Source organism: Thalassolituus alkanivorans (assembly GCF_020447205.1).
Classification (GTDB): Bacteria; Pseudomonadota; Gammaproteobacteria; order Pseudomonadales; family Oceanobacteraceae; genus Venatoribacter; species Venatoribacter alkanivorans.
Genome location: NZ_JAJAEL010000049.1, coordinates 130030 through 147853, shown reverse-complemented (window position 1 = coordinate 147853; position 17824 = coordinate 130030). Strand labels below are relative to the sequence as shown.

Here is a 17824-nt window from a genome sequence, read left to right as displayed (position 1 = left end):
TGCCAATCCTGATGACTCTGCCCTAGGATATTCATCAAGTGATGAAACAGGCGATCAGCATGGAACAGCCCCCTTCAGAGAACACCCACAGCAAAGGTCCGGATGCAGTACCCAACGCTGCAACAGTCGATGCTAAAAAAACACGCCGTGGCCGCCCGCTGGGCGATTCCGATGCCCGTGAGGCTTTACTGGAAACCGCCCGTGAACTCTTTGCCAACCGTCCCTACCGCACCGTGACCCTGCGCGAAGTCGCCCGTTATGCCGGAGTCGATGCCGCACTGGTGCGTTACTACTTTGGCGGCAAAGCCGGCCTGTTTGAGGCGATGATGCGCGAAACCCTGGCACCAGTACTGGATGCTCTGCGTAAGGCCGGAGCTGACACGGCGACAGCAGGCCAGCTCCCTGCAGCACAACAGCAGGCCGAGCACCTGATGCAGACCTATTACCGGATTATGGGGCGCCATCCTCATCTGCCGCGGCTGGTGTTCCGCATTCTGAACGAAGGTGATGATCTGGAGCCTTTTGCCATTTTAAGCCGCGTCTTCGCCGATGTTGTCCAGGCGTCCGACAGCTGGCTGAAACAGGCTCTGCTGCTGCCCGGTCAGTTTGATCAGAGTGTTAATCCACAGTTTGCGCGGCTGTCGTTTATCAGCCTGATGGTATTTCCGCTGGTCGCGCCCCCTTTAATTTTGCGCCGCCTGGGCATCAGCATTAATCCCGACACTCTGGCAGCACTGGCCGGTCATAACAGCCGCCTGTTCAGCCAGGGCGTATTCACACCGCCAGAATCCGCTGCCGATCAGAACACCAGCGGGGAGAACCTGAAATGAAAACGCTATGGCTTGCCCCCTTTTACCTGTTGCTGTGCGCCTGCGGCAGCGACGATTCATCCGTTGCTCTGGGCACTCTGGAGCGCGACCGTATCAGCCTGAGCGCCCCGGTCAGCGAAGTCATCCGCACCCTGAACGTGACTGAAGGCCAGAGCGTTCAGCCCGGCGATATCCTGCTGACCCTCGACAGCACACTGGCTGAAAGCCGTCTGCAGCAGCGTCAGGCCGAACTCGACAGTGCCCGCGCCACGCTGGATGAATTACTGGCTGGTGCCCGCCGCGAAGAACGCGCCGCCGCCGCAGCAGCAGCTGAAGCAGCGCGCGCCAGTCTGACCGAAGCCAGCCAGCGCCTTAGCCGTAACCGCACCCTGTTTAAACAACAGATGATTGGTCAGGCCGAACTCGACAACGCCATCGCCCAGCACGATGCCGCTGCTGCCCGCCTCGATCAGGCCGAAGAACAACTGCGTCAGTTAACCAACGGTACCCGGCCGGAAAAAATCCGTCAGGCCCAGGCCGCACTCAGAGCCGCCGAAGCCCGCCTGAGCGCCGAACAGAAGAATCTGGATGACTTAACCCTGCGTGCACCGCTGGCAGCACGTGTTGATCTGATAGCCGCCGAAGCCGGCTCGCGGGTGAATGCCGGTACGCCCCTGCTGACCTTACTGGCCGATGCCGAACCCTATGTGCGGGTCTATGTACCGCAAAGCAAGATCGCCGCGCTGAGTGTTGGCACAGAGGTCGAGGTGCGGGTCGAAGGCCTGCCGCAAACACTGCATGGCCGGGTGCGGAATGTCCGTGCGCAGCCCGCCTATACCCCGTATTTCGCCCTGAATGAACGCGACCGTGCACGACTGATGCACCTGACGGAAATCGTACTGAGCGATATGCCCGCCGATCTCGCCAGCGGTCTGGCGGTTGAGGTTTTACTGCCAGACGACGCTTCAGCACAGGGAAGCAAACCATGAGCGATCTGGCGATTAACGTACAAAAAATGACGCGCTGCTTTGGTAACAATATCGCGGTCGATCATCTCGACCTGCAGATTCCGCGCGGGACGATTTATGGTTTTCTCGGCCCCAACGGCTGTGGTAAATCCACCTCGATCCGCATGCTGACCGGCCTGCTGACACCCACTTCCGGCGAGCTGGAAGTACTGGGCCAGCGTCTGCCGGAAGAAGCCGAAGCCCTGCGCCTGCGCATTGGCTATATGACGCAGAAGTTTTCGCTGTACGACAACCTCAGCATCCGCGAGAACCTCAGTTTTGTTGCGCAGATTTACGGCCTTAACAGCCGCCAGAGCCGTGAACGGGTCAACGAATTACTCGCCCTGTATGCACTGGATAAGCGCCAGACGCAGCTGGCCGGCTCACTCAGTGGCGGTCAGAAACAACGGCTGGCACTGGCAGCCGCCACCCTGCACCACCCGGACCTGCTGTTTCTGGATGAACCAACCTCGGCGGTCGATCCGGAAAACCGCCGTGAATTCTGGGAGCGGCTGTTCGACCTGTGTAACGCCGGCACCACCATACTGGTCTCCACCCACTATATGGATGAGGCCGAACGCTGCCATGCACTGGCCATTCTGGAAAACGGTGTTAAACGCGCCGACGGTTCACCGGCCGAATTAATGGCCACCATGGGCGCGCATGTGCTGGAAGTGGAAGGCAACGATCTGCGCACCCTGAAAAGCCAGCTGGTGCAATGCCCGCAGGTGCTGTCAGCCGCGCAGCTGGGCACCCGTTTGCGGGTACTGGTACGCGATCAGACCGAACAACCACAGCAGTGGCTGCAGGCTCAGGTAAATGGCCGCCGCATCGAAGCGGTACGCCCCAGTCTGGAAGATGTGTTTGTTGCCTGCACCGGTCAGCACCCGACGGCCCCCGCATCCGTCACCAGTCCGGCTGCTGAGCAGGGGGAACGCCATGTCTGAGCTGCGTATACAACACAATCCGCTGCTGGCCACCTGGCGCCGTGTAGCCGCCATTGTGGTTAAGGAAATCCGCCAGCTGGCACGCGACCGCATGACCTTTGGCATGATTGTGATGATTCCACTGGTACAGCTGCTGCTGTTTGGCTACGCCATCAACACCGATGTTCGCCATATTCCGGCCGGACTGGTCGACCTGAATCAGTCGTCTTACAGCCGCGAACTCATTGCCATTACCGAGGCCAGTCAGACCGTCGACTTTGTGCGGGTCTACGCCTCAGCTCAGGAGGCAGAACAGGCCATTGTCCGCGGTGATGTTAAAGCCGTGCTTTACCTGCCCGCCGATCTCGGGCAGCGCCTGGCGGTGCACCCGGCGTTTAACCGCGACAGCGGCCGCAGTAACAGCCAAACCCTGCAGCCTGTCGGCCAGTGGCTGGTTGATGGCGGCGATACCGTCATTGCCGCCAGCATCCGCAGTCTGCGTCAGCTGCCGCTGGATACTCTGGCCGGGCGGGCATTAAAAGATAACGTCCCCACCTTTGAAGTGGTGCAGTTTTTTAATCCACAGCAGCGCAGCGTGGTCAATATTGTGCCCGGTCTGCTGGCCATTATTCTGACCATGACCATGATTATGTTTACCTCCGCCGCCATCGTGCGTGAGCGTGAGCAGGGCAATATGGAATTTCTGATCGCCACGCCGGTAAAACCGATGGAATTAATGATCGGTAAAATCGTGCCTTATGTACTGGTTGGTTTAATTCAGGTTGGCATTATCTTAGGCATCGGACACCTGCTTTTTTCGGTGCCGGTTCGGGGTGGATTACTGACCTTACTGGTGGCTGCACTGCTGTTTATTTTCGCCAGTCTGACTCTGGGACTGGTTATTTCAACCATTGCCAAAACCCAGCTGCAGGCGATGCAGATGACGGTATTTATTTTAATGCCATCGATTTTATTATCGGGCTTTATGTTCCCCTACGAGGCCATGCCGCAGCCGGCACAGGTAATTTCTGAAGCGCTGCCGGCCACGCATTTTATGCGCATGGTACGGGGAATTGTCTTACGCGATGCCCTGCTCTGGGATTTACAGCGCGATGCCCTGTGGCTCGCAGCCTTCACTCTGGGCGGTTTGGTATTCGCGGCATTACGCTTTAAAAAGCGGCTCGACTGATGGCGGTGACTTTCAGTCACCGGTTGGTGTAATACGGAACTGCTGAATCGAATCCAGTGTTTCCAGTGTGGTGAATAAGCGGCCGACACTGCTGCGGTCTGAGGTACGCAGCACCATACCGTGACGCCGCATCTGTTCTTCACCATCCAGCCGGTAGCTGAAATTGGCAATGCTGAAGCCATGTTCTTTCAGCAGCGCACGCAATGTTGCTTCCGTCATATCCGATGTACGCGCGACCTTAACATCAAAATGATAATAGGCCTGACTGGGCATAAAGGCTTCCAGCCAGCGGAATAATGACAGCGTACCCAGCGTAAGAACGATAGAGATAAGCATCGGTACATAAAAACCGATACCGGCAAGAATGCCGATGGTCGCGGTAATCCAGATAGACGCCGCCGTGGTTAAACCACGTACCGAAATGCCGTCTTTCATAATCACACCGGCACCTAAAAAACCAATGCCGGTCATAATGCCCTGCGCCATACGGGTCGGATCAAGACGGATTAAATCAACCGATGTGCGCAGCCAGTGTGCTTCATAAACGGTGACCAGCATCAGCATACAGGACGCCAGACTGACCAGACCATGAGTACGGAAGCCCGCCGGCCGGCCGCTGTAAGAACGTTCGTAACCAATCAGAACACCCGCCGCCAGAGCCGTCAGTAAGCGCACCAGCATTTCGGTTTCATCACTGCTGAGTATCAAAGGTCTGCTCCTTTACCCGTCTGAAAAATACAACCTGTTATAAAAACTGGTTCATATCAGCCGGTTCGTCAAACCGCTGAGCACTGATAAGCGCGGTTGCTGACAGAAAAAGAAGACAGATAAAACGGGGATTATGGTGGCGCCTGAGCGCCATTTTTAAGCGCTACTTATGGGCACCACTTATGAGCACTGCGAATAAACGGCAGATTAAGGGCAGACTTTCTGAACAACCGCTTCAGCGAGGGGCGCAATAATATATTCCTGCGCCTCACCAGCGCTGATATCCATACTTTCAAACACCAGCCCCGGCCCGCTGACGCTCACCGTTGCGGCGTGACAGTCGACCGTCACAGGAACCGACAATTCGCCGGATTTACCGCTGCGCTGCAGTGTCAGCCGTTCCGGCCGGGCGATATCGCCGTGCAGATACCATTCATCAAAATACGGGCCGCCGACTTCGTCCAGATACACAAATACCGCATCGTCAGCGCTGCCATCCTGCGCACCGGTCTGTGCGGTAAAAGACAATAACAGGGCGAAAGACAACGACAGGGCCATTAATCTGCTGACAGTCATAAATTCAGGATTCCTTTTTATGTTATACCGGTGCAGTTCAGCTATCAGCGGAGGCCAGGCTGCACCGGGGGTATAAAGCCGTCTCAGGCCTGGTTATCCGGGTGACAGGGACAATCGGTCATATGGTCGTTCACCAGCCCCATACTTTGCATAAAGGCATAACAGATGGTCGGGCCAACAAAGGTAAAACCGGCTTTTTTCAGCGCTTTACTCATGGCTTTGGCGGCAGCCGTCTCGGCCGGAACCTCTTTCATACTGGCAAAACGGTTAATCACAGGTTTGCCGCCGACAAAACTCCAGAGCAATTCAACAAAATCGATACCCTGTTTTTCCAGCGCCAGCAAGGCCAGAGCATTTTTGCGGATGCCATACAGTTTTAAGCGGTTACGGATCAGTCCGGCATCGGTCAGTAATGTCTCAATCTGCTCATCCGTCATGCGGGCGATTTTTTGCGGATTAAAGCCATAAAAACATTGGCGGTAATGGTCGCGCTTACGCAATACGGTAATCCAGCTTAAACCCGCCTGCTGACCTTCAAGGCAGAGTTTTTCAAACAGTTTCTGCCGGTCGTAATTAGGGATGCCCCATTCGTTGTTGTGATATTCAAGATAATCATCCCCTTTCGCCCAGGCGCAGGGAGTGAGTGCTTTTACAGCAGAAGACGATGTATCAGACATATTTTTGCAGCACCAGCAGACGGTTATTGGCGGGCATGGCGATATCTTTCAGCAGACGCAGTTTTTCTTTACGCGCCGCCAGCACGATTTGTTCAAAGTCTTTAATGCCCGAGTCCGGATCACGCTCACGCAGCCACTGATCCAGAAGGCGGTTACCGTCACTGGTGAACTGACCGCCGTAATTAAACGGGCCGTAAAAAAATGCCAGACCGGTATGCTTCAGCACCCGGCCGATACCCGCCATCATGGCACGTACTTTAGGCCAGCCGATAAAATGCACCACGTTGGCACTGAATACCGCATCCACCTGTTTAACCGGCCACAGGTCCTGCGCCACATCCAGCACCAGAGGCGGCAGAAAATTACTGTTCTGCGCGCGTTCGCGCCAGGCATTGATACCGGCAATACGGTCGGCAAGCTCAGACGGTTGCCATTTAATACCCGGCAAACGGCGGCTGATAAAGGCAGCATGCTGACCGGTACCGCTGCCAATTTCCAACACAACAGAGTGCGGTGGCAGCTCCCGTTCCAGCATATCGGCAATGGGTTGTTGATTACGCAGGCAGGCTTCAGATACCGGTGCTTCAGCAGAAGCTGTAACCTGCTTTGCCTGCATATTGTGCGCCGCACTGTGCAAATCGTCGGCCTCCGCCATGACATCACCTTTTACACGGACGAATGGACCGCGAGTATGTCATAGCTGAGTGACTGCACAAGAGCCCTGCGGTGAATTTTATATGTCAGCCCGGCAACGAGCAGACGGCTGTCGGGGTAGCACATTGCAAAAGCCGGCCAAATGGTAAATTGCCGCCGGAGCGCGCAAGCGATAAAATCGCGGCAATCTCCTCCTATTCACTCATGTGGAATCCAGACAAAGCTTATGCGCGCCACCGAATTTCTGATTGCAACCGAAAAAGAAACCCCGGCCGATGCCGTTGTCGTCAGCCATCAGCTGATGATGCGCTCCGGCATGATCCGCAAACTGGCCGCCGGCCTGTACACCTGGATGCCGCTTGGTCTGCGCACCCTGCGCAAGGTCGAAGCCATTGTGCGTGAAGAAATGAACCGCGCCGGCGCTCAGGAAGTGCTGATGCCCGCGGTACAGCCTGCCGAGCTGTGGGAAGAAACCGGGCGCTGGTTCCAGTACGGCGGCGAACTGCTGCGCGTAAAAGACCGCCACAACCGTGACTTCTGTATCGGCCCGACCCACGAAGAAGTGATCACCGATCTGGCCCGTAACCAGCTGTCGAGCTACAAGCAGCTGCCGGTTAACCTGTACCAGATTCAGACCAAATTCCGCGACGAGACCCGTCCGCGCTTCGGTGTGATGCGTGCCCGTGAATTCATCATGAAGGATGCTTATTCCTTCCATGCCGACGAAGCCAGTCTGCAGATTACCTACGACAAAATGCACGAAGCCTACTCGCGCATCTTTACCCGTCTGGGTCTGGATTTCCGTCCGGTTCTGGCCGATACCGGTTCTATCGGCGGTGCGTCTTCACACGAATTCCACGTACTGGCTTCTTCCGGTGAAGACGATATTGCCTTCTCCAATGAGAGCGATTACGCCGCTAACGTCGAACTGGCCGAAGCCGTAGCACCGGCGGGCGAGCGTCCGGCGGCCACGGCTGCGCTGACCAGCGTTACCACGCCGGCGATGACCAGCATCGAAGACGTTGCCAGCTTCCTCAAAGCCAGCCCGGCTCAGGTGCTGAAAGCCATCGTTGTACGTGGTGAACACACCGAAGAAAACGCGCTGGGCGAACCGGCTCCTGTGGTGCTGTTCCTGCGTGGCGACCACGAGCTGAACGAAATCAAAGCCGAGAAGATTGCCGGTGTCGCAGCCCCGCTGCAATTTGCTTCTGAAGCTGAAATCGCAGCCATTGGCGGCGTCAGTGGTTTTGTCGGCCCACAGGGCATCCAAGCCAAATGCTATGTTGACCGTTCTGCGGCACACATGGCCGACTTTATCTGTGGCGCCAATGCCGCTGACACCCACCTGACCGGCTTTAACTGGGAACGTGACTGCGAGCTGCCGGAAGTCCGTGATCTGCGTAACGTGGTTGCCGGCGACCCAAGCCCATGCGGCAAAGGCACACTGGAAATCAAACGCGGTATCGAAGTGGGCCATATTTTCCAGCTCGGCACCAAGTACTCCGAAGCCATGAAAGCCAAAGTGCTGGATGAGAACGGTAAAGACCGTACGCTGGTGATGGGTTGTTACGGCATCGGTGTCAGCCGTGTTGTTGCTTCAGCGATCGAACAGAACCACGACGACAAAGGCATTATCTGGCCGGATGCGATTGCACCGTTCAACATCGGTATTGTGCCTATGGCTTACCAGAAATCCGAAGCCGTCACCAAGACCACCGATGAGCTGTACGCTCAGCTGACGGCTGCGGGCTTCGACGTGTATCTGGACGACCGCGACAAGAAAACCAGCCCTGGGGTTAAATTCGCCGATATGGAACTGATGGGCCTGCCACATCGTATCGTGATCAGCGACCGTGGTCTGGAAGCCGGTAATGTGGAATACAAAGCGCGCCGCCATGGCGAAGCTCAGGATATCCCACTGGCCGACATCCTTGATTTTCTTAAGCAGCAGATTGGTTAAATGCTGACCTCTGTGCAGACTCCGAACCGGGACTTCACAGCTGAAACCAGTGGACGCCTTGTGCGTTCGCTGGTTTTTTTCGCTCTGCTGGCTCTGATTTTGATCAGCCTGCCCTCTTATAGTGCTACGCAGAGCTCTGCACAAAGTATTGATCCGGAATTACGCAGTGCCTTAAAAGAGGCCGTTAGCAGCAGCGAATCCTTTGAAGATAAATACGATGCACAGGTCTGGCTGGTCGATATGTCGGCACGCCTTAAACGCTATATCAAAAATGATAAACAACGGCTGGAATTACTCAGCCTGATTCATAAAGAAGCCAGCCGGGCCGGTTTATCACCGGAACTGGTGTTATCGGTGATTCAGGTCGAAAGTGCCTTTGACCGTTTTGCCCTGTCCTACGTCGGCGCCCAGGGGTATATGCAGGTGATGCCTTTCTGGAAAAAAGAAATCGGGCGCACCGACGACAACCTGATGCACCCCGCCACCAACCTGCGTTATGGCTGTACCATCCTCAAACATTATCTCGATAAAGAAAAAGGCGACTGGATTCGTGCATTAGCACGCTACAACGGCAGCCTTGGCCGCACTAAATACCCGGAAAAAGTTATGCTGACCTGGGAACGGCACTGGTTTGTGAATTATTAATGCAGCACTAACGGCAAGACAGCTATAAACATTTAAATGTTAAGGAACAACATGACTCACCGTATTATCCTGTTACTGCTCACTTCCCTTACCGCTATTCTGACTGCCTGTGGTGGCAGTGATGACACTAAAGATAAAGAAGTTGATATTAATCAGATTGAATTTCCGCAATCCCTGCCTGCCGTTAACCCTGCATTAGCAACCGATACGCCAAATGGTATCTGGATGGTGGTTTCTGACTCTGAGTTTAAACAAGGGGAAAAAGACTTCAGAACCACCTACCGTACCGATAAACGCCAGTTTATCGTTATTGAACATACGCCAGAAGACCATATTCTATGGATACAAATGTGCAATATGACATGGTATGAAGAACCTTATGGCAACAGCCAGCGAAAAGACTTCGACTTATCCAAACGGCGCCAGACAATAAAGTGGATTACGCCGGATAATACCCTGACCACCACTTACGACTTTTATTTTAGTCAGAATTTCAACCACTTTTACGGTGAACTCAGCTACTGGAATAAAGCCTACTACAGCCAATTCAACGCTGTGAGCCCCAGTAAAGAAGAACATTTCTATGCAGTTAAAATATCAGACTCCACCGAGCTGCATACAGCCCCCGAATTGTCACTGGTCGTTAACAGCGACGCTCCCGAAGGCCCCGTATACACCAGCCCTGGAGTTACTCCTCGCTGTATCAGTGTAGAGAACAGCACCCTGACAGCAGATAATGGTTATCCTCTTCTGTGGAATGAAACGTTGGTTAATTTCTTCTTAGAAGCAAGAATAGCTTTAATTGCAAATGAAATTTATATTGAAGATGACGATGGAAAACGACATTTAGGCGCTTTTTATCATGGTAATTATGAATACCAGACCAGCGGTGATTTTGAATGTTTTGCCTCTGAAGATTGCAGTGGTCAGGAACAACTCAGCACCAGAATTTATCAGAATGATAGAAACGGAATCAGCTATGCTGTTGATATTACGATTCCCGATTATCATGAAAAAGGCTCAGAGCTGATCCTTCAGCCTCAGATAGCGTTAACCCTGAAAGATCCACAGCAATAACCTTAAAAATACGAACATCGGTGTCAAAGAAAATTCTGACGCATAAAAAAGCCCGCGATTGCGGGCTTTTTATTTTAATGAATCTGATCCCCTCTGCTTTTCAGCACACCACCGATACCGATATCAATCTGATAAGGTGTTGCATGTACGTCAAAGGCATCAAAGACTTTATGCCCGTGGTCAAACATTAACGGCAGCGTCAGTTTAAAACGCTGACGGAAAGGTTCTACCGCCTCAGCATTAACATAGTAAGAATTAACAACACCTAACCACTGGCGCTCCGGTGTGCTTGCTACCAGCTGATTCAGCTGCGTGATTTTATCTTCGCAGCCGGGAAAATGTGGCATCGGACACAGAGTATCGAGAAATACCAGGCTTAGCGGTTTTTCTGCTGTCAGAATTTTAAGACTCTGCTCTCTGCCCCCGGTATTGAGCAACATGATATCGCCCATATCAGCACCGGCCTGCGGCTTTTTCTGCTGTACCGGCTGTTGTTTTTTTCTCTGCGGAGGGCCGGCGCTAACAACCGCATTGTCAGCCTCGTTATCAGAAGCCTTGTCAGCCGCAACAGCTTCCATTTTTTCTGTTACCGTCAGACCCAGATAACGTCGCAGTTCATCCGTACTGCCGGAAAACACGCGCTGCTCTCCCTGGTAAAGCACATGATAAGGCGATTCCCATACGCCCTCGCTGCGCATCAGGCGGAATTCCTTATCCAGCACCAGTGGCTGTAACTGCGGATAGTAGCCCGAAAATTCCTCCAGCTGCGCCGTGGTAACATTTAACTGCGGCTGAATCCAGATTTGCTGGCTTTGCTGACGGAAGCTGGCAGGCAGATGTTGCAGCAATTGTTCATCGCCCCGGCCATCATAAACAGCCCAGATATCGGTAAACACCAGATGGCGGATTTTATCGCTGTCCGTCACCACCGGCTCACCACGAAAATCGGTCAGCTCAGCCTGCACCATCACCGGTGCCAGTAATAATAAAGACATCAGTCCTGCTTTCATTGTTTATCCTCCTGTTGGCTCCAGTCAGCCACCCTATTTTCCAGCTGATCGGTCAGTAAAAACGTGCGGTAAGCCACGCGCCCATCCCGGTCGATTAGAATATGCGTTGGCGTACCCACCACCCCATAAGCGGCGGTCAGCGCTCCGTTCTGATCAAAGGTGGTCGGCATGCTGTAGCCTCCGGCTTTAAACAGCTGCTGAATATTGGCTACCGAATCGTTGATACCGACATTCACACTCAGTACCTGCACAGGCTCTCCCGGCTGCTCATAAACGGACTGCAGGTACGGCATTTCTGCTTTGCAGTAGCTGCACCAGGTTGCCCAGAATTTCAGATACACCGGCTTCTTGCCGATCAGCTCGCTCAGTTGCAGCGTTTTGCCATCCAGTGTCTGCACACTGAAATCCGGCGCCGGATCGCCAACCGCCAGTGGTGGTTTCGCCTGCGTCAGAGAGGGAGCCAGAATCAGCGTCAGGCCCAGCAGCAAAGCCGCCGGTCTGAGCACAGGTTTACGTGGTTTACGCATTGCGTTCTCCTTATTGATTAAAAACAGAAACTTCAGAACGGTTGCAGCGCCTGCCAGCTGAACCACACAGCAGCCAGTAACATCAGGCCGGCCAGCAGACGCTGGCTGAGCAGCAACCAGCGCCCGGATTTCGGCAGTCGTGCCAGCATGCCGCTGAAGGTGCCAGCAGCCAGCAGCAACGCACTCATGCCGAGGGCAAACACAAACATCAGTAACAGCGCCCAGGGCACGCTGCCCTGTCCCGCCACATACATCAGCAGCATGCCGAATACCGGCGATGTACAGGGAGCCAGCACCAGGCCCGACAGCGCACCACTGAGCATGACGCGCACAAAGGGAGGCATTCGCCCGGCGGCAGGCACGTCTGGCAGCTGCAAGGCCGGCATTCTCAGCCAGCCCAGCATCCAGGCACTGAACAGCAGACACATAAACGCCACCAGCAACAGCGTGACAGGATGGCTGGCGACCGAGCCAAACAGCTGGCCACTGCTGGCCGCAAAAACGCCCAGAATGGCGTAAGTCAGCGACAGCCCCAGAACATAGAAAAGCGACAAGACAAAGGCCTGACGGCGGTCAGCACTGTGACTGCCGACCACCGCCACCGTAATCGGCAGCATGGGATACACGCAGGGGGTAAGACTGGTCAGCAAGCCGGTCGCAAATACAGCCAGAGGCACCCAGACTGACCATTGCCCATCAAACAAGGCGGTTTGAATAAAACTGTCCATAACGGACTCCGTCGTTGGTAATGACGACATTGATAGCAGGAAGCGCCGCTGAGGTTATGTAAACGGGCTAAAATCCTCTTAAAATCCTTATAAAATTTATATTTTCCTTTATATTTCAATGACTTATAGAAATCACCAAAGAACAGCACGGTTGCCGGGGAAGCCGGCACTACCTAGAATGGGCGCCTTACCTCAGGCAGCAAACGGCCCAACGGATGACCAGGCAGTACCGATTTGACGCATTTACCTTTGACCCCGAGCGCGGCAGTCTTCACAGCGATCAGGGCGAACACACCGTGCTGCGCCACAAGGTTGCCAACCTGCTGCACTATCTGTTGCAACATGCCGACCGGGTAGTCAGTAAAGAGGAACTGCTGGCCGAACTGTGGACCCACGGCGACTACCGCGAGAACGCCCTCACCCAGAGCATTCGCGAACTGCGGCTGGCACTGGGCGACAACGCCCAATCACCGCGTTATATCCGCACCTTCAATCAGCGTGGTTATCAGTTTATTGGCCGCCTGACAGCCGCCGGGACAAGCAGCGAAAGTGAACCATCGCCCGGCCAGTCAATGGCACGCCAGAAATGGCATCCGGCTCTGTTACGCACATTGGTGCTGGGCGGCGCACTGGCCCTGTTAGTGAGCGCACTGATGCTCTGGCGTCCGGCCAGCACTCAGATCTCCCCTTCCGGCAGTACGTCATCCCTGCTGGTTCTGCCTTTTATTAATGCCACCGGTGAAAGCCAGATGACCTGGCTTGAGCTGGGGCTGGCGGACATGATTGCCATTGACCTGAAACGCCAACAAAAACTGAGCGTTACCCCCCCGGCTCAGGCGCAGTCATTACTGCTCGATTCAGGCCTGCCCTGGCCAACTCTGCCGGTGCATATCCGCACCCTGCTCAATGACCAGCAGCAGGACGCCGCGCTGTTTGCCAGCGTACGTCTGCATAACCAGCAACAGGTGCTGGATTTTCAGCTGATTTATCGTGATGGCCGTATCCAACAAGGGGCTATCAGCTACCCATCGCTGCCGGCTGAGTCGCTGGCCATCAGTCAGCAACTGCTGGCCTTACTGCGTCCGCAGCACGCTGAAAAACACCCGGCAGCCGCGACCGACCCGATTGCCGCCCAGGCACTGGCGCAAGGGATGCAGGCCCTGCGTCAGCAAGGTGCCGTTCGTGCACAGCCCTATTTTCAGGCATCCCTGACCATTGAGCCGCACAGCCACTGGGCCAGAGCCTGGCTGGTGCGCGCACTGCTCAATCTTGGTGAATGGCAACAGGCCGAACAGCAACTGGCCGCCATTCCCGCCAGCGAACTGGACAATGACCTCAGCCTGAAAACCTTTGCCCTGCACAGTCGTGCACAGCTGGCCTTATGGCGCGGCGACAACGGCAGCAGCCTGCTCGCCGATCAGGCACTGGATCTGGCGCAACAAACCTCCGACCCGGAGCTGATCACTCAGAGCCTGCAGCTCAAGGCACAACAAGCCTGGGATGCGATGAACTGGCAGGAGCATCAACGCTTACTGCAACAGGCCAGTCTGCGGACAGAACAATCCGCCGATATACAACTGCGCGCAGATCAGTTGTTTTATCTGGGCAACCCCAGCAACAGTGGTCTGGAAAAGTCGCCTCTGAACGATCTGGACAGCAATCGCCTGCGGCTGGAGAAAGCGCTTAATTTTTATCGCCAGCTGAATAATCAGCCACAGATCGCCGCCACCGAACTGGCGATTGCGCAGAATTACCGTTTCCCGCTGCATGAGCGCAGCACTGCACTGGCAGCAGCCATTGCTGCCTATCGCACGTTGAAGCAACCCTATGATCTGGCTCAGGCGCTGATTTATGGCGGCTTTTTTCAGCTGCAGTTACACCGGGGGGATCTGGCACAGGATTATTTCCGCGAAGCCGCCGGGATCGCCCGCCAGCTGGGAGCCACTCCGCTGATCAGCCTGAGCGAACTTTATCTGGGCTTTGCCAGTCTGGATCAGGGACTCGACCAGAGCAGCCTTGGCCGTCATGGCCAGAACAGCGAATACCTGCACAAGGCACTGCAGCAATTTCAGAGCTTTATCGATACAGCGCCGACCAAACTCTATCTCGCCCATGCGCGCTTCTTCCGCGGCTGGGCACTGGCCGATCTGGCGCGCAGCGCGCCGGAAAAACAGCGCAGCCGCTATTTCGCTCAGGCGCTGGATGAGCTGCAGCAGGCTCAGACGCATTATCAGACCCTGCAAATGCCCACCAGCATCGGCTACAGCAACTATTCAATTCTGTGGATTTATCTGCAGCAGCAACAGTATGACAAAGCACTGCTGGCCGCCCGCTCTCCCGATACCCGGCTGCAGGCCAGATATCTGGCCCGGGTTCACTACGAGCAGCAGCGGCCTGAGCAGGCGCAACAGGTGCTGGAAGAGTTCCGTAAACGCTGGCCGCAGCTCTGGCAGGAAGACGATACGCAGCGCTTACGTCTGTATCAGCAAGGGGACTATCAGTTGCTGCCGCCGGAGCCCCTGCCGCATCTGGTGTACTGTGAATCGGACTGGCTGGAGGGCTGACGTCAGGGCGCCAGCAAACCAAAACCCAGTGCCAGCGGAATTAATCCGATCACATTGAGTGCTTTCCGCCGCAGGGCAATAAAACCTACCGCAGCAAAAACAATATCGGCGCCATTCAGCAGGCTTGAGCTGGCGACCGGTGTGACCAATGTCGCCAACAACAGTCCGACAACCGCAGCATTAACGCCCATTAAGGCGTGCTTTAAACCGGGTTTAACCAGCCACTGCGACCATAACGGCTGCACCGCCGTTAACAGAATAAAACCCGGTAAAAATACCCCCAGCGTTGCCAGTAAAGCGCCGCTGACCCGAGCCTCTGGCAATAATTCAGCACCTAAAAACGTGGCGAAGGTAAACATCGGACCCGGCACCAGCTGTGCAGCGCCATAACCGGTAAGCAGGGTTTCGGCCGTCAGCTGCCCGGCAAACTGCTGCTGTACCAGAGGCAACACCACATGGCCACCACCAAACACCAGACTGCCGGTCTGATAAAAAGCGGCGAACATTCCCATAGCGCCTGCAGTCTCGTTCAGGCCGGACAGATGGCTGAGTAAATACAGACCGGCCCATAGCATCAGTCCGATAATCAGTGCCAGACGTTTGCCCGGATACGACTGAAACGGCTGCGCCTGTTGCTCTGCCTGCCCGGCAGAATCTGCCAGCCTGGTGCCCTGCCAGCGCGCGTATATCCAGCCCCCGAACGCTGCCAGAATCAGCAACAGCCAAACCGGCAGCGGCGTCAGCCAGAGCGCAACGGCAGTAAGCAACATCAACACCCGGCTAAAGGCGCTGCTGCAGAAGGTCTTTGCCATGCTCAGTGTGGCATCGGCCACAACAATCACGGCCAGCAGTTTCAGGCCGTGAATCAGCGCCGGAAACCAGTGATAAGTCAGCAAGCTAGTGAGGCTGCTGGCCAGCGCCAGCATCAGTAAGAAAGACGGCAGGGTAAAGGCTATAAACGCGCAGATACCACCTGCCACTCCGGCCCGCTGCATGCCAATTGCAAAGCCGACCTGACTGGAAGCCGGCCCGGGCAGAAACTGCGCCAGTGCCACCAGCTGCGCATAATGCTCTGCACTCAGCCACTGCAGGCGCTGGACAAAGACACGCTGAAAATACCCGAGATGAGCCGCGGGCCCGCCAAAACTGATGCAACCCAGCCACAGGAACTGGCGGAATATATGCCATAAGCGCACAGCCAATGGCTCTGTTTTCTTTGCCGGCCTGTCAGGCCGTACTGGCATTGTCATCGCTATCCGCCGCGCATATTGATCGTGGCTGTGCAATGTACATAAAACCCGGAAAAACATGAAATCAGAAGATGATGCAGACCTGAACCGGCTTCATCAGGGCCTTACACGACCAAAGTCTAGCGCTCTCTGGAATATTGGTCATACCAATATTTTCACCCTGTTTTTCAAGCCTGATATCAGCAATGACAAGGGCTGCGGGCCTTTTTCCTTTTTGGCCTCCGGTCTGATACCTCGCAGCATACTGGTAAAACTACTTACGCACTGCTGCCAGAACTACCTACAAAACCGCAGTCCTGCGGATAGTCATCTACAGCCATGACTTGCACACTCGAAAAGTCAGGGTGTGCTGTGCCTCTTCACGGGTGCGCACAATCAATCTGAAACACTAAAAAGGATAATAACCATGATCCGCCTATCCCGCTTTAAACAGGTACTGGTAGCCGCTGCGTGCAGTCTGGCTATGTTCGGTACTGCTCAGGCAGACGAGAAAGTATACCGTCTGAAACTGGCCGAAAGCTGGCCGACGAACTTCCCCGTTTTTGGTGACGCACCGCGTAATATGGCTGCGATGGCTGAGAAAATGTCGAATGGCCGTCTGCAGATCACCATCGACTCCGCCAACAAGCACAAGTCAGCCTTTGGTGTGTTCGATATGGTACGTGCCGGTCAGTACGATATGGGCCACTCAGCGTCTTACTATTGGAAAGGCAAAGTACCGAATACGCTGTATTTCACCACCATGCCATTCGGTATGACCGCCCCTGAGCAATACGCCTGGTTCTACTACGGCGGCGGTATGGAGCTGATGGAAAAAGTGTACGGTGAGTTCAATATCCTGAGCTTCCCGGGCGGTAACACCGGTAACCAGATGGGTGGTTGGTTCCAGAAAGAAATCAACAGCCTGGAAGACCTGAAAGGCCTGAAAATGCGAATTCCGGGCTTTGCCGGTGAGGTTCTGGCCAAACTGGGCGCCAGCCCGACCAATATCCCGCCAGGCGAGCTGTACACTGCCCTTGAGCGCCGCACCATCGATGCACTGGAATGGGTTGGTCCGTCGCTGGATCTGCGCATGGGTTTCCACAAGATCGCCCCTTACTACTACACCGGCTGGCATGAGCCTGCAACCGAACTGCAGTTCATGATCAACAAGCGTTCATGGGACCGTCTGCCTGCGGATCTGCAGGAAGTCCTGCGCGTCGCGATGCGTACCGCAGCCTACGATATGTACATTCAGTCTTACCACGAATCCGCTGAAAACATGGCCGTGCTGGATAAAGACTATCCTAAAGTTCAGATCCGTACTTTCCCGGCTGACGTAATGAAAGCTCTGCATAAAGCCAACAACGAATTGCTGGCAGAAAGTGCGGCAAAAGATCCACTGGCCAAAGAAATTCTCGATTCGCAGGCGACTTATCTGAAGAAAGCCCGCCGCTGGACCGATATTTCTGACAAAGCTTACCTGAACAGCGCCGACTGATCAGGACCCAATAACAACGACAGATGCCCCGCCGGGC

18 protein-coding genes are annotated in these 17824 nt (G+C 55.0%); 10 read left to right on the top strand and 8 right to left on the bottom strand.

The window, feature by feature from the left end:
• Nucleotides 1-59 precede the first annotated feature (59 nt).
• The 4 genes from LGT44_RS18800 to LGT44_RS18785 are packed head-to-tail and all read left to right on the top strand — an operon-like array spanning nucleotide 60 to nucleotide 3931.
• Nucleotides 60-830: a TetR/AcrR family transcriptional regulator gene (locus LGT44_RS18800; RefSeq protein WP_230331964.1), complete on the top strand. Its 771-nt coding sequence runs from the start codon at nucleotides 60-62 to the stop codon at nucleotides 828-830.
• Nucleotides 827-1798: an HlyD family secretion protein gene (locus LGT44_RS18795; protein ID WP_230331963.1), complete on the top strand. Its 972-nt coding sequence runs from the start codon at nucleotides 827-829 to the stop codon at nucleotides 1796-1798. Before LGT44_RS18800 ends, LGT44_RS18795 begins: the two co-directional genes overlap by 4 nt.
• Nucleotides 1795-2763, top strand: coding sequence for an ABC transporter ATP-binding protein (locus LGT44_RS18790; RefSeq protein ID WP_230331962.1), 969 nt, complete (start codon nucleotides 1795-1797; stop codon nucleotides 2761-2763). Before LGT44_RS18795 ends, LGT44_RS18790 begins: the two co-directional genes overlap by 4 nt.
• Nucleotides 2756-3931 carry an ABC transporter permease gene (locus LGT44_RS18785; RefSeq protein WP_230331961.1) on the top strand — a complete coding sequence of 392 codons (1176 nt, stop codon included), beginning with the start codon at nucleotides 2756-2758 and terminating at the stop codon, nucleotides 3929-3931. The genes LGT44_RS18790 and LGT44_RS18785 overlap by 8 nt, the downstream gene beginning before the upstream one ends.
• Nucleotides 3932-3943: 12 nt before the next feature.
• Here LGT44_RS18785 and LGT44_RS18780 read toward each other — a convergent pair whose 3' ends face one another.
• From LGT44_RS18780 to LGT44_RS18765, 4 genes are all read right to left on the bottom strand, one after another.
• Nucleotides 3944-4639, bottom strand: coding sequence for an MgtC/SapB family protein (locus tag LGT44_RS18780; protein ID WP_225691923.1), 696 nt, complete (start codon nucleotides 4637-4639; stop codon nucleotides 3944-3946).
• Nucleotides 4640-4846: 207 nt separating this feature from the next.
• Entirely contained in the window at nucleotides 4847-5215 is a 369-nt protein-coding gene (locus LGT44_RS18775; protein ID WP_230331960.1) for a hypothetical protein, read from the bottom strand.
• An 83-nt stretch (nucleotides 5216-5298) separates the two neighbouring features.
• Nucleotides 5299-5892, bottom strand: a complete 594-nt coding sequence (locus LGT44_RS18770) for a DNA-3-methyladenine glycosylase I (protein WP_230331959.1) — start codon at nucleotides 5890-5892, stop codon at nucleotides 5299-5301.
• Nucleotides 5885-6547, bottom strand: coding sequence for a DUF938 domain-containing protein (locus LGT44_RS18765; RefSeq protein ID WP_222428549.1), 663 nt, complete (start codon nucleotides 6545-6547; stop codon nucleotides 5885-5887). The genes LGT44_RS18770 and LGT44_RS18765 overlap by 8 nt, the downstream gene beginning before the upstream one ends.
• A gap of 225 nt (nucleotides 6548-6772) precedes the next feature.
• On the opposite strand from LGT44_RS18765, the gene LGT44_RS18760 reads away from it, so the two are divergent.
• From LGT44_RS18760 to LGT44_RS18750, 3 genes are read left to right on the top strand one after another with little or no spacing between them, the layout of a single operon-like run.
• Nucleotides 6773-8506: a proline--tRNA ligase gene (locus LGT44_RS18760; protein WP_225691920.1), complete on the top strand. Its 1734-nt coding sequence runs from the start codon at nucleotides 6773-6775 to the stop codon at nucleotides 8504-8506.
• Between the two features lie 60 nt (nucleotides 8507-8566).
• Nucleotides 8567-9151 (top strand): lytic transglycosylase domain-containing protein, encoded by a 585-nt coding sequence (locus LGT44_RS18755; RefSeq protein WP_230331958.1) that lies wholly within the window; start codon nucleotides 8567-8569, stop codon nucleotides 9149-9151.
• Between the two features lie 51 nt (nucleotides 9152-9202).
• Nucleotides 9203-10228, top strand: a complete 1026-nt coding sequence (locus LGT44_RS18750; protein WP_230331957.1) for a hypothetical protein — start codon at nucleotides 9203-9205, stop codon at nucleotides 10226-10228.
• Nucleotides 10229-10302: 74 nt separating this feature from the next.
• Here LGT44_RS18750 and LGT44_RS18745 read toward each other — a convergent pair whose 3' ends face one another.
• Genes LGT44_RS18745 through LGT44_RS18735 form a run of 3 tightly spaced genes read right to left on the bottom strand, consistent with a single transcriptional unit; the run spans nucleotide 10303 to nucleotide 12493 of the window.
• Nucleotides 10303-11238, bottom strand: coding sequence for a redoxin domain-containing protein (locus tag LGT44_RS18745; protein WP_230331956.1), 936 nt, complete (start codon nucleotides 11236-11238; stop codon nucleotides 10303-10305).
• Complete coding sequence (locus tag LGT44_RS18740; protein WP_230331955.1) at nucleotides 11235-11765, bottom strand: TlpA family protein disulfide reductase; 531 nt, start codon at nucleotides 11763-11765, stop codon at nucleotides 11235-11237. The genes LGT44_RS18745 and LGT44_RS18740 overlap by 4 nt, the downstream gene beginning before the upstream one ends.
• A 32-nt stretch (nucleotides 11766-11797) precedes the next feature.
• Entirely contained in the window at nucleotides 11798-12493 is a 696-nt protein-coding gene (locus tag LGT44_RS18735) for a cytochrome c biogenesis protein CcdA (protein WP_145468976.1), read from the bottom strand.
• Between the two features lie 215 nt (nucleotides 12494-12708).
• Here LGT44_RS18735 and LGT44_RS18730 point away from each other — a divergent pair, with 215 nt between their 5' ends.
• Nucleotides 12709-15057: a winged helix-turn-helix domain-containing protein gene (locus tag LGT44_RS18730; protein WP_230331954.1), complete on the top strand. Its 2349-nt coding sequence runs from the start codon at nucleotides 12709-12711 to the stop codon at nucleotides 15055-15057.
• 2 nt (nucleotides 15058-15059) lie between these two features.
• Here LGT44_RS18730 and chrA read toward each other — a convergent pair whose 3' ends face one another.
• The gene (gene chrA, locus LGT44_RS18725; protein ID WP_230331953.1) at nucleotides 15060-16253 is read right to left on the bottom strand and encodes a chromate efflux transporter; all 1194 of its coding nucleotides are present in this window, start codon (nucleotides 16251-16253) and stop codon (nucleotides 15060-15062) included.
• 112 nt (nucleotides 16254-16365) lie between these two features.
• On the opposite strand from chrA, the gene LGT44_RS18720 reads away from it, so the two are divergent.
• Nucleotides 16366-16629: a hypothetical protein gene (locus LGT44_RS18720; RefSeq protein WP_230331952.1), complete on the top strand. Its 264-nt coding sequence runs from the start codon at nucleotides 16366-16368 to the stop codon at nucleotides 16627-16629.
• Nucleotides 16630-16713: 84 nt separating this feature from the next.
• Complete coding sequence (locus tag LGT44_RS18715; protein ID WP_145468978.1) at nucleotides 16714-17787, top strand: TRAP transporter substrate-binding protein; 1074 nt, start codon at nucleotides 16714-16716, stop codon at nucleotides 17785-17787.
• Nucleotides 17788-17824 lie beyond the last annotated feature (37 nt).